General features: G+C 42.3%; 9 protein-coding genes. 3 read left to right on the forward strand and 6 right to left on the reverse strand.

Translation table 11 applies throughout. The features are described from left to right. Window positions 1-39: 39 nt before the first annotated feature. A complete protein-coding gene (locus AC2SLL_RS05640; RefSeq protein ID WP_486530708.1) occupies window positions 40-1,590 on the reverse strand; it encodes a helicase HerA-like domain-containing protein in 1,551 nt (516 codons plus the stop codon). A gap of 391 nt (window positions 1,591-1,981) precedes the next feature. Here AC2SLL_RS05640 and AC2SLL_RS05645 point away from each other — a divergent pair, with 391 nt between their 5' ends. Further along, a complete protein-coding gene (locus AC2SLL_RS05645; RefSeq protein WP_486530709.1) occupies window positions 1,982-2,311 on the forward strand; it encodes a hypothetical protein in 330 nt (109 codons plus the stop codon). Between the two features lie 227 nt (window positions 2,312-2,538). Here AC2SLL_RS05645 and AC2SLL_RS05650 read toward each other — a convergent pair whose 3' ends face one another. Beyond that, a complete protein-coding gene (locus AC2SLL_RS05650) occupies window positions 2,539-3,840 on the reverse strand; it encodes an acetyl-CoA hydrolase/transferase family protein (RefSeq protein WP_486530710.1) in 1,302 nt (433 codons plus the stop codon). A 695-nt stretch (window positions 3,841-4,535) separates the two neighbouring features. Between AC2SLL_RS05650 and AC2SLL_RS05655 the strand changes: the two genes are divergently transcribed. Beyond that, entirely contained in the window at window positions 4,536-4,817 is a 282-nt protein-coding gene (locus AC2SLL_RS05655; protein ID WP_486530711.1) for a hypothetical protein, read from the forward strand. A gap of 278 nt (window positions 4,818-5,095) precedes the next feature. Here AC2SLL_RS05655 and guaA read toward each other — a convergent pair whose 3' ends face one another. From guaA to AC2SLL_RS05670, 3 genes are all read right to left on the reverse strand, one after another. Further along, window positions 5,096-6,703: a glutamine-hydrolyzing GMP synthase gene (gene guaA / locus AC2SLL_RS05660; RefSeq protein WP_486530712.1), complete on the reverse strand. Its 1,608-nt coding sequence runs from the start codon at window positions 6,701-6,703 to the stop codon at window positions 5,096-5,098. Window positions 6,704-7,270: 567 nt separating this feature from the next. Then, a complete protein-coding gene (locus AC2SLL_RS05665) occupies window positions 7,271-8,860 on the reverse strand; it encodes a YifB family Mg chelatase-like AAA ATPase (protein ID WP_486530713.1) in 1,590 nt (529 codons plus the stop codon). 58 nt (window positions 8,861-8,918) lie between these two features. Beyond that, on the reverse strand, window positions 8,919-9,341 hold the full coding sequence (locus AC2SLL_RS05670; protein ID WP_486530714.1) for an acyl-CoA thioesterase: 423 nt from the start codon (window positions 9,339-9,341) through the stop codon (window positions 8,919-8,921). Window positions 9,342-9,602: 261 nt separating this feature from the next. Here AC2SLL_RS05670 and hemN point away from each other — a divergent pair, with 261 nt between their 5' ends. Continuing rightward, on the forward strand, window positions 9,603-11,189 hold the full coding sequence (gene hemN, locus AC2SLL_RS05675; protein WP_486530715.1) for an oxygen-independent coproporphyrinogen III oxidase: 1,587 nt from the start codon (window positions 9,603-9,605) through the stop codon (window positions 11,187-11,189). Window positions 11,190-11,339: 150 nt separating this feature from the next. Here hemN and AC2SLL_RS05680 read toward each other — a convergent pair whose 3' ends face one another. Beyond that, window positions 11,340-13,001 (reverse strand): alpha-keto acid decarboxylase family protein, encoded by a 1,662-nt coding sequence (locus tag AC2SLL_RS05680; protein WP_486530716.1) that lies wholly within the window; start codon window positions 12,999-13,001, stop codon window positions 11,340-11,342. Between the last annotated feature and the right edge of the window lie 4 nt (window positions 13,002-13,005).

A 13,005-nucleotide genomic window follows, 5' to 3' on the forward strand; every position in this document is an offset into this window, starting at 1 on the left:
TTTCGGGAGTCATGGTTCATACCTTTATATATATCAAAACTATCTAAATAAAGACCCCAAAATACCTCTCATTAAGCGGCCACCCGTTGGCCCAGCAACTTTGCGTGCTACCTCAGTTGCAAGTGTTCCAATCAGTTTTTGTTTCACTCGGACTCTGTCACGCTCTTCTCTTTCTTGCTCTTTAAGTGTGGCTGCAACTTGTTTCGCTTCTAATTTTTCTGCTTCTTTAGCCGCTTTCTCCGCTTCCTTCTGAGCTATTTCTAATTCTGCTTGCTTTGCTTCATCAATCATTGCTTGCTCAGCACGTTTATTTAATAGCTCGTACGCGCTTTCGCGGTCAATTGCCTCTTCATAGACACCAGCTAGATCGCTGTTATTCATAATATCCAAACGCTCGCCAGCACTAAGCGGTTCAAACTGGCTATTAGGGGCTAACATCCACACTCGCTCTACTGGCGTCGGTGTCCCTGACTCATCGAGAACACTGACTAACGCCTCACCCACCCCAAGCGTCGTTAATGCAGCTTCTACATCGACCTTGGGATTGGATCTAAAGGTTTGCGCAGCGGCACGAATGGCTTTTTGATCTTTTGGGGTAAAAGCACGTAGCGCATGTTGAATACGATGACCAAGCTGACCCAAAATATCATCTGGAATGTCGGTTGGATTTTGAGTAATAAAATACAGTCCCACCCCTTTTGAGCGAATCAGACGCACCACTTGTTCAATCTTCTGTGATAACGCATCATTGGCATTTTGAAATAGCAAATGCGCCTCATCGAAGAAAAATACCATTTTCGGTTTTTCCATATCGCCCACTTCAGGCAGGGTCTCATATAGCTCGGATATCAACCACAGTAATAAGCAACTGTATAACTGCGGGCTAAGCATGAGTTTATCGGCGGCTAATATATTGATGATCCCGCGCCCGTGCTCGTCCGTCTGGATTAAATCCTCAAGATTGAGCGCAGGCTCACCGAAAAACTGTGCCGCCCCCTGATCCTCTAAGGTCAATAATCGACGCTGTATCGCACCGACACTAGCCGCTGATATATTGCCATAACGATTGCGCAGATCTGACGCATTATCCGCAATAAACTGTAGCATCTGACGCAGATCCTTCATGTCTAGCAGTAACAGCCCCTCGTCATCTGCCACTCGAAAGGCGACGGTCAACACACCGGTCTGAGTGTCGTTTAAGTTTAGCAGTTGCGCTAAGATCAAGGGCCCCATCTCGCTAATGGTAGTACGAATCGGATGCCCTTGCTCCCCAAAAACATCCCAAAATACACAGCGATAAGCCTTGAAACTAGGCGTGGGTAGCTGTAGTTCATCCAACCTTTGTTGCAGCTTACTACTTATCTCGCCGGCGTGTGCCAGTCCTGAGATATCACCCTTTACATCGGCCATAAATACCGGTACGCCTTGATCGGCAAACTGCTCAGCCAGTACTTTGAGAGATACCGTCTTGCCGGTGCCGGTTGCGCCTGCAATTAGTCCATGACGATTGGCCATATTTGAGCGTATAAAGAGGGGGCTGTGTTCCGAATCGGAGGTCAAGGTAGGATATGCAATGGTAAGATTTGCCATAGTTTAGCTCGATAGAAGTTTTTTAGTACCTTTAATATAGCACTGCATGGAGGGATTTCAATATATTTGCTAAAAATTAAGTGTTAAGTGAAATGTAAAAACACTTTTAACATTAACCTTATTGCCTAATACGGTGTCATCTAATCAATACGACAACTTACTATAGTCAAAGAAGTCTAAAATGGTTACAAGGCAACCGAGTGTAAGTACTACTAGAGTAGGCTTAACGAGGTTAACACTGTAACCGTTTAGTAGTTCGCTGACTATATATTGAAAAACACCCAAACAATTATTCAATAGTCGCCTTGTATACTAGCTGAAGCAATCAATATAGTATGGGATAGATTTGGACTCAAAAAGCTTAGTTTTATACTTTAAGGAGGTTTAATCAATGCAATTGACTGAGAGAATTGGAGAGGACTATAGAAAAAACAAAGGGCTATTTTTCTTAAAGCTTACTATTAGAGCAATTTCAATACTTTTAGGCATTAGAGTGATTTTAGTTTCTATATCAGCGTTAAAGAGTGATTTTCCTTTACCAGAAAATTATATTTTATTACTTGCTGGTATGTTATTTTTTTCAGGAATGGTCAATGTTATTACATTGTATGAAATGTTACGAGATAGGAAAAGAGAACATTTCAAGTCATTACTTTATAGTACGGTTTTTACTCTTTTCATATCTATGACTTTTTTTATATCTGCGCTATTAATGAATTAATGCACTTTGAATTAATGAACAAATCTATATTATGATACAAAATAGCCATGATTGAGTATAAGCATAAGCCAAATTCTTAAGAAATACGATAAAAAAAGCGCTCTCCATCATATATTAAGCTAAGAATGATCAAGCTAATAAGATATGAATGGAGAGCACTTTTTATTTAAACTGACCCTAGTTTACTTTAGAAAGCTTAACACCGTAAAGGTTTAGTGCCTCGCAGACTATATCATTCCCAACTTGACGGCTTCGGCACGTAGCTCATCCCTAAATTTTGGATGTGCAATAGAGATTAAACGCTCCATACGCTCTTTCACGTTGGCACCCTTTAAGCGGACAATGCCATATTCTGTTGCTATCATATTAATATTGTTGCGAGATAGCGTGACTATTGAACCCGGTGTTAATGTCGGTACAATTTTTGAGGTTTCTACCCTCTCGCCTTGCTCATTTTTTGCCATTACGGTGGAATATAACGCGATAATGCTACGGCCATTTTTTGTCATTTGTGCCCCCATAGCCGTATCAAACTGGCCGCCAGAGCCACTAAACTGGTTATGTCCGATAGATTCCGAGCTAACCTGCCCTGTTAAGTCCACTTGTATTGCGGTATTGATAGATACCATATTGTCATTTTTGCTAATCACGTATGGGTCGATAACATAAGAGCCTCTGCCGACCATAATGGATGGGTTATCATCCAAATACTCATACAATCTTTGGTTGCCCAAAGCAAATGAGAATACCACTTTGCCTGGGTGTAATGTTTTTTTCTTGCCATTAACCACGCCCCGTTCTATCAAATCCAGCATACCTGACGTCATCATTTCTGTATGAATGCCCAGATCCTTTTTATCTCTTAAACACACGGCAACCGCATTGGGGATGCCCCCAATACCAAGCTGAACGGTATCGCCATCTTGGATGTGTTCTGCGATCAGTTCGCCGATTTTAAGATCTTTCTCATTAGGTTCAATATCGGGCAACACCGGTGGTTGGTAATCGGCTTCAATCAAATAATCCACATCATTGATATGAACCTCATTGTCGCCAAAGGTTCTCGGGTAGTTTTTATTAACCTCTAAGATAACCAGCTTTGCCTTTTCCATCATCTGTTTTTCATAGACGTTTGATAATGACAAAGACATAAAACCATGTTTGTCTGGGGGCGTTGCTGAGCCGACAAAAAGATCAGGCGTTATGTGTTTGAGTCGGTCTGTACCCGCTAAATGCAAGTGATTGGGGATAAAATGTACGTTGCCGTTTTTATAGGCTTTTCGCATCACTGGAGAGAAAAACAGACCATCAATATTAAAGGTATCTTTGTATTTCTTGTCAAAAAAGTCGGGTTGAAGCATAGAAAGGCAATTGGTAATGGTCACATTTTCAACATCTTCGGCTATGGTATGCAAGTTTTCCATAAATAGTTTTGCTTCACCTGCTGCCAACCCAGTAACAATATGGTCACCACTTTTTACTAACTTTAGGGCTTCAGTCACGCTAATTATTTTTTTACTTATCGTCATGAGTGCTAGCTCCTAGATGCTCAATAATGTCAATACGCTTATTAAAACCTATTACGATAACAGAGAGATATCCAGAATGTAGAGTGATACTTATGTTTGCGTTACCAATGAGAGGCTTGATTATTATGGTACTTAGATTGGTTTCATGCGCACCTTTCATTTAAGGTTTTGTATTATTTAATAAATGACCTTTACGTAATGATCTTTACGATTTTTCATAAAAAAAGGCACCCAAAAGAGTGCCTTCTATTAGAGTTTTTTATATCATAGCTTGCAGCAATCATTGAGAAAGACTAAAAATGTTAAAACTAATTGCCAAAATTATAAACAATAAAAAAGTAAGTCTAATGACATCGATTAGTGAGGTAATACCTCTCCTCTACTATAATTAGCATATATAACCAATATGACAGCTCTATTAAAATCTTAATCAATTTAAGAATATATGCGGCTATGATCAACTTTACTAGGGCGTTCCCCTTTTAGATTATGTGTAAAAAATAAAATAGATTAACTTTAAACATTGCTTTATTGATTATCAGAGTAATATTTCATTCGCGTTATAGACGGGATAAGAGCATCCGGAAAGTGCTAACCTTTCACTTAACACCTATGATTATTACTTTAGCTATGATTGGATTTATGTATTTGTCGATTTTGAATAAAGGATCAGGAGGTTCAGAGAGTGAGCCTATTTGACAGAATTAAAAATAAATATAGAAAGAATAAAGTGCTTTTTCTATGTCACTATTTATACTATTAATTCACATCCATTTATAAGTGATGTAGGGGGTCGTCCCTTCATATCTGCCTACGCTTCTCGTCAAAACTGGGCTAAAGCCCTGACCTACGCCTTTTTCCGTTTTTCCGCCTTAAACTTAGCCTTGAGATGCGGTTTAGCCCCGATTGTAGCGGATATCCTGCTTGGTTGGGCAAATTGCGATGGTTTGGTGTTAGATGGCGCGCGAAGCAAGTGACAGCTAACCCCATTAGCCATCGCTTTGCACAGACAGGCAGATAGTAGTGAAAAGCGGAATTGGCTACTTACTCTGCCTCTCAACCCAAAAAAAGCACCTTCTCGGATGCTCTCTTCTAAAAATCTAGACTAAATCGAAAACCTTTAGTATCTATTCCAAAATTTTCTGCATTCTAGACAGTAAGCTCGGTAATAACCAGTGAAAGCGCTACATTAAGTAGGCTGAACGAGTTAGAAGAAGCTACTCGTAACTTTGGGAAGACAGCCTTTAAATCAAAATTATTCCCACTCAATCGTTGCAGGTGGCTTGCTCGACACATCATAAGTCACACGGGACACGTCTGCGATTTCGTTCATGATACGGTTACTGACCGTTTCGATGAGCTCATAAGGCAGGTGGGCAAAGCGGGCGGTCATAAAGTCAACCGTTTCAACCGCTCGTAGGGCAATGACCCACGCATAACGGCGACCATCACCGACCACGCCAACCGATTTCACTGGGGTAAACACTGCAAACGCCTGAGCCGTCTTCTCATACCAACCCGAACGCTCTAATTCCTGCATAAATATAGCATCGGCTTGACGCAGAATATCGGCATATTCCTTTTTGACTTCGCCCAAGATACGTACGCCAAGCCCTGGACCTGGAAACGGGTGGCGATTAATCATTTTTGGCGGCAATCCAAGCGCAATACCCAGTTTACGTACTTCATCTTTGAACAAATCACGCAGCGGTTCGACCAATTCAAACGCCAAATCGTCAGGTAGTCCGCCGACGTTATGATGGCTCTTAATCACATGTGCTTTGCCTTGGTGCGACTTGGCAGATTCAATAACATCAGGGTAAATCGTCCCTTGCGCCAAGAACTCAACAGGTTTGCCATCGCTGCCTTGACTCACATCACGTGCGGCATCGGCGAACACATCGATAAAGGTTTTACCGATGATTTTGCGTTTGGCTTCAGGATCCGCCTCGCCCGCCAGCGCCTCTAAGAAGCGGGCTTCGGCATCGACACGCACCACTTTAACACCCATATTTTCAGCGAAAACTTGCATCACTTGATCGCCTTCGTGCAAACGCAATAGTCCATTATCAACGAATACGCAAGTCAGCTGATCACCAATCGCCTTGTGTAATAATGCAGCGACCACTGAGCTATCCACACCGCCTGATAAGCCTAATAGAACTTGCTTGTCGCCAATCTGTTTTTTAAGCTGCTCAACACGCATATCGATAATATTATCAGGCGTCCAGTCGCCAGCACAGCCGCATACTTGATGCACAAAGCGGGATAGCAACACATCGCCTTGCAAAGTATGAGTCACTTCAGGATGGAACTGTAGACCATAATAGCCTTTGTCTTCATTGACCATGACTGCGATTGGGCAGCTTGGGGTACTGGCAACCACTTCGAAGCCTTTCGGGGCTTCGACGACTTTATCGCCATGGCTCATCCACACATGTAGACGGCTATTGTCTTTATGCTCATCTTCAACGCCATCAAGTAAGGTGCTTGACCCTGTGATATCAATGACTGCGGCGCCAAACTCATGTACATCACTCGCTTGCACTTTGCCACCAAAGTGGTCCGCCATAGCTTGCATACCATAGCAAATACCCAAAATAGGCACGTCTAAATCAAATAGGGCTTGGTTGATTCTAGGGCTATTGGTATCATGGACACTTTCTGGACCACCTGACAGAATGACACCTTTAGCACCGAAGTCTTTTATGCGATCGCTATCAATATCATAGGGATACATCTCACAAAATACGCCTGCCTCACGTACCCGTCTAGCAATAAGCTGGCTATATTGTGAGCCAAAATCGATAATTAATATGCGGTCTTCTTTAATGGTAGGCAGTGCAGGCGTGGCAGTAGTCATAGTGTCATCCAATCCAATAATGAGTGGCAAAAGCGTTGTAAAATTTGACGCCTATTTTAACAAGTTTAGCTCAGAAGAGGGTTATTAAATTGGGCAAAAGATTGGACATAATACGATGCGCCAGTTAATTGTCCTACTATGGTCAACATATACCTTTAACTGCTATAGTGTTTCAACTCAATTTGAGACAACACATCATAGCTACGATGAACCAAACGCCTTTCATATTGAAACAGCTATTGAAACAAGGCTCATGCATTCAATGATGTCTAATCGAATCGTGCATAATCCAGTCTCTTTTAATCTAATAACAGTCATAGTCAGTAAGACTGTCTCCCATAAAAGGAACACCAATGAGAATAAAACCGATATTCATATTTTTCTTAGTGGTCTTCGCCATTAATTGGTTACTCAACATATTTATGTCACTGGGTCAAAGTCTACCTTATGTATTGCTACTTAGCGTTATCAGTACTGCACTGTTTTATTTTTTGATGTTCATGCGTCATAAATGGCGCAAATAAACTAATATATTTCTGATTACCTCTAGGATTTTGACATTTTCTCTCAACTTCCCCGATAGCTTAACGCCTCAGTGAGATGCGGTGTTTGGATATCCACACTGTTTGATAAGTCTGCAATCGTACGGGCAATACGCAATACTCGATGATAACCGCGAGCAGATAGATTTAACTTGGTTTGTGCCATCGCTAATAGTTGCTTTTCGCCTTCGCCAAGTTGGGTGTGACTGTCTAATTCACTCGGGGTTAAATCGCTGTTGGATTTGTTTTGGCGCTCATACTGTCGCTTGCTCGCCTGAGTCACTCTCGCCCGTACCGCTTGCGACTGCTCTCCTGTATTGACATTTTGCAAATCACTAATGGGCAGTGCCGGCACAGTCACATGCAAATCGATTCGATCTAATAAAGGGCCAGATATCTTATCTTGATAACGCTGAATTTGTTCAGGACGACAATGGCAACGCCCTGATGGGTCGCCATGATAACCACATGGGCAAGGATTCATCGCTGCTACTAATTGAAAATTAGCCGGAAAAGTGGCTTGCTGATTGGCACGGCTGATGGTAATTTGTTTGGACTCTAAAGGTTGACGTAACACCTCTAACACTTTTCGATCGAACTCTGGCATCTCATCAAGAAACAAAACGCCTTTATCAGCCAATGTAATCTCTCCAGGTTTGGGACGTGAACCACCCCCAACCAAAGCCACTGCTGATATGGTGTGATGCACTTCACGAAATGGACGGGTGCCATATTGATATTCGGTATTGGCAACTGAATACGTACTGGCGACCTCTAGCGCTTCTTCATCGGTTAAATCTGGCAATATCGTTGGTAATCGAGACGCCATCAGGGTCTTACCAGATCCAGGAGGCCCCGTAAACAGTAGCGAATGCCCGCCTGCTGCTGCAATTTCAAGTGCTCGACGTGCATGATGCTGACCTTTAACATCTGCCAAGTCCACCTTGTAAGTCGCATTCAAAACAGGCGCTTTACTGACCACAGGGGTTAATAAACCCTCACACGCTGCCTCACTATTGGCATTAAAACGGATACTGTTTTCAGCTCTTAAATGTTCACACACGGCTTTAAGCGTTGCTGCACCATATACCTCTACGCCAGCCACTCGGCTTGCCTCTGCCCCACTTGCTTCTGGCACAATCAACTTTAGAGTTTTCTTTAATGCCTTATCTGCATTACTTTCTTGCAGATTTTCTTTGCTATTCTGAGACTTATTACCGTCTGTTTTTATCGCTCGTGCAACGGCCAAACTGCCTGCAACAGGCCGCAGATTACCATTTAACGCCAGCTCTCCAATAAATTCATAATGCTCTAACCAGTCTGGTTCTATTTGACCACTTGCCGCCAAGATACCCATAGCAATAGGCAGATCCAAACGGGCCCCTTCTTTAGGTAAATCTGCGGGCGCAAGATTAATCGTCAAACGTCTATTAGGAAACTGAAAATTTGAATTAATGATGGCTGATCGAACCCTGTCCTTACTCTCACGCACTGCCGCTTCTGGCAAACCCACTATAGTCAATGCGGGCAACCCTTGCGATAAATGTACTTCTACCATAACCTCAGGCGCATGTAGCCCAACAACGGAACGAGTATTAACTTGGGCAAACGACATATAAGGCCTTAAAATAGTAAAGAATCTGTGGATTAATGTAAGACTTTAGCAAACTGTGTTAAGTATATACAAGCGCTGACCCTTTCTCATAAATATCTTCAGGAAAAGCCCGTGACTTACGTAAGATGGGATCTAGGCAAACAGCTGTAATATGGCAAGTCGCACACAAGTCGTTTGTTTCAGCGTTATATAACTCGTTTACCACAACTACTTTTTTTGCCGTTATTTGAGTAATATGCGACCTAATATAAACCACATCGCCACCCTTTAGCTCTTTTAGATAGCGCAAATCTTGTGCCACTGTTGCCATGGCTATCTCGCCCTGACGCAATACGCTAGGCGTGACACCCATGTGATTAAACACATGCCATATTGACTGCTCAAAGAGCTCATTGTAAGCACGAATATTCACATGACCCATGTGGTCGCATTGCCAGTTATGTACGGTGCCACGTCCTGTGACAAAACTCTTATCATCCACGATATCCTCCTCTTACAAAACGGTTAGACACTGACCGTTATAGCATTTATTCTAAGTATTATCTACTGACGCTAACGTATTTAACAGTCAGACTTTATAACCTGTATTTATCCGTTACGATGACGTTAGAAGATATAAATCACGTTTGATTTGCTATAATCAAACACAAAGAGTGTCATTGCTTTAAAACTCTCTCGTCAAACAACACTAAAAGAAAACCTTAAACCGACACACGTCAGCTAACCGATAAGGGCTAGCCCTATGACCACACCACAAAAACCCTCTTATCTTTTTACCGATCAAGCAGACTTACCACCTACAACGCAGCGCCCTGATTTTTCGCCACCAAACCCGTATGCTAAAAAACAGTTTGACGACGCCACCTCTACCATGCCACCACTTGTGTACGATGAAACGCTTATCCATAAATACAACCGCTCAGGGCCACGCTACACCTCGTACCCAACTGCGCTTGAATTCAAACCCATTCAGTCTGGAGTAGAACTAGACGTCTTAACTTCTCGTGACCCGAATACCTCACTGTCTTTGTATTTTCATATTCCTTTTTGCCGTCACCTTTGCTACTACTGTGCTTGTAATAAAATTATTTCTAAAAAGAACAGTGATGCAGGCGATTACCTTGATTATTTAAAGCGTGAAATTAAGCAGAAACGTGCGCTGTTAAGCTCACCTGAAGCTGGCAAAAAACCCTATGTGAAACAGCTACATTTAGGTGGAGGGACACCAACGTTTTTCAGTGATGATGAGTTGGTTGAATTGTGGGAATTTTTACAAACCCAATTTGAGTTTGCGCCAACCACAACCAATGATATCCCTTCATCTGATACAAGCACAGAGTTTGGCGACTATTCAATAGAAATTGACCCACGTGAGCTTAGTGATTCAACTTTAAAAACACTGAGACAATTAGGCTTCAATCGTATCAGCTTTGGGGTACAGGATTTAGAAGATAAAGTGCAAATTGCGGTAAACCGTGTACAATCAGAAGCCCTGATCCGCAAAGTTATGCAGGAAGCCCGCGCGCTTGGCTATCATTCGATTAACATTGATTTAATCTATGGTCTTCCCCATCAAACCCCTGCCACCTTTGCGCATACCGTATCTCGAATTATTGAGATGTCGCCCGATCGACTATCTATTTTTAACTATGCTCATCTTCCCTCTCGCTTCAAAGCACAGCGCCAAATAAAAGACGACGACTTACCCAGCTCTGCCCAGAAGCTGGATATGTTTAGTGATACCATCAAAACGTTAAGCAATGCAGGCTATCAGTATATTGGTATCGATCACTTTGCAAAGCCTGATGACGAGTTGGCTATCGCCCAACGTGAGGGCAAACTGCATCGAAACTTCCAAGGCTATACGATACTTGGCGATTGTGATTTGCTAGGTTTTGGCGTGTCATCTATTAGCCAAATCAATAGCACCCTGTATGCCAATAAGGGCAACTCTGCCAGCCATATGTTGCAAAATAACACCGATATTGATGCCTATCAAGCGACCATTGATACAGGAAAATTGCCTGCGGTTAAGCACATTAAAACGACCATACAGGATCGGTTGCGTGGGTATGTCATCTCTAATTTGCTATGTCACGACTATATTGACTTCAAAGACTTAAATCAAAAGTTTGGAATTGATGCTATTCCTTATTTCATTACTGAAATTGAGCAATTGGGAGAGATGCAACAAGACAAGCTCATTGATATGGATGTGGCGGGTATTCGCATCCTACCTAAAGGACGCTTGCTTGCCCGTAATGTGGCAATGGTGTTTGATACCTATTTAGCCAGTAAAGAAAAAGGCCGTTTCTCTAAAGTTATTTAAACCCCTTTTAATGACTTATTACACAATAAAAACCGACTTAAAAGTTGGTTTTTATTGTTAAACAGGTAAGGCTCATTACTTTAAAACTGGTTATTTTAATGCTAGTTACTTTAATGCTAGTTACTTTAATGCTAGTTACTTTAAGGTTAGTTACTTTAATGAATCGGTAACGGCTTTTAATAACGGCGGTATGTCCATTACCTCGGTCATAACCTCTAAAAATACCAGCTTATCTTGATTATCTTTTGCATCATCCAAAGCTGATTTCAACTGTGCTGGCGTGCTTGCTTTTAGCATTAAGCAGTTGTGCTCCGTGCCCCCAAAACCTTTAAATAGTGATGGCCAGTCGCATATTGGAATATCATTATACGGTTGCTCTTCTCCATGAATGGCACGCTCAACCGTGTAGCCATTATTATTCACAATGACGATAACCGGATTTATCTTTTCACGGAACATGACAGCAATATCTTGAATGGTTAATAAAGCTGACCCATCACCAATGAGTAGTACGCCACGCTTGTGCGGTGCGGCAACTGCTGCTCCCAAACTTGCTGGTAACGTATAGCCGATTGATCCCCAAAGTGGCTGTCCATAAAAAGTAACACCCTCTGGCAAACGAACTTCGCTCATACCAAAATACGATGTGCCTTGGTCAGCAAATACTATATTATTTTCGTGTAACCGTTCAGCAATGATATGCCACAAATCTTTTTGTAATAACTGAGCATCATCACTACCTTGTTGTTTAAACGAATCCACTTTACCCACTAACTGTTTAGGCACAATGTTTATGCCTGAAGTCAACACGTCATGTAGCACTCGTAGCGCATCTTTCATGGCGATCGGCGCAAAAGTTTTACCGGCGACTGTAGCACGCTCTTGATGAATATCGACCACACGAGAGGTTTCAATATTTTGAGTAAATCCAGCCGTCGTCGTATCGGTGTAATTAACGCCGATTTTGATAAGACATTCTGCGTTTTCAACCGCATCTTTAACCACTTTTTGCGATGGCTTACCGACGTACACACCCGCCCAACGTTCACTTTGCTCATCAAGCAGTGTTTTACCCCATGAAAGCGTAGCATAAGGAATATTTGTATCCGCTATTAAGGCTCTCAGCTGCGTTTGTAGACCCAAACGATGCACCATTAAATCAGCGATCAATGTCGTCTCTTTGCCTTCAATATAGCCCATCAATGCTGTTTTAAAGTCTTCGAGAGCTGATTGACTGGTAATATCTTCTTCGCTGTCTTTTAACTGCGTGGTAGGCGGGTAAATCGGCATTTTTGCCACATCTGGTGATAACAGTAAATAGCCTGGGCGCTGCTTCTTTAATACCAAACGAATGACTCTATCTATCTCAGATGCTGCATTTTCAGGCGTGATTTCAGCGCGTGCAACCGTTACCGCTTCGACCATTTTTATAAAGTGATTAAATACCCCATCACCTAAACTGTGATGCACACGGCGCTGACCTTCAATATGTTTGGTGGCAGGCGCACCAACAATATGCAGAACCGGTGCATATTCTGCATAGGAGCCTGCCGTCGCATTAATGGCAGACAATTCTCCCACCCCGAAGGTGGTTACCATGGCAGCAAAGCGACGTTCACGCGCATAACCGTCGGCAGCATATCCTGCATTTAGCTCATTGGTATTACCTACCCAGCGCAGCTTATCTGAAGCAATCACGTTATCTAAAAAAGTTAGGTTGTAGTCCCCTGGTACACCAAATATTTCGGTAGCGCCTGCTTCTGCTACGCGTTCAAATAAATAGTCCGCAATCGTATAGCTTCTGTCTTCCATATTT

It is taken from the genome of Psychrobacter sp. CX97 (assembly GCF_057396285.1).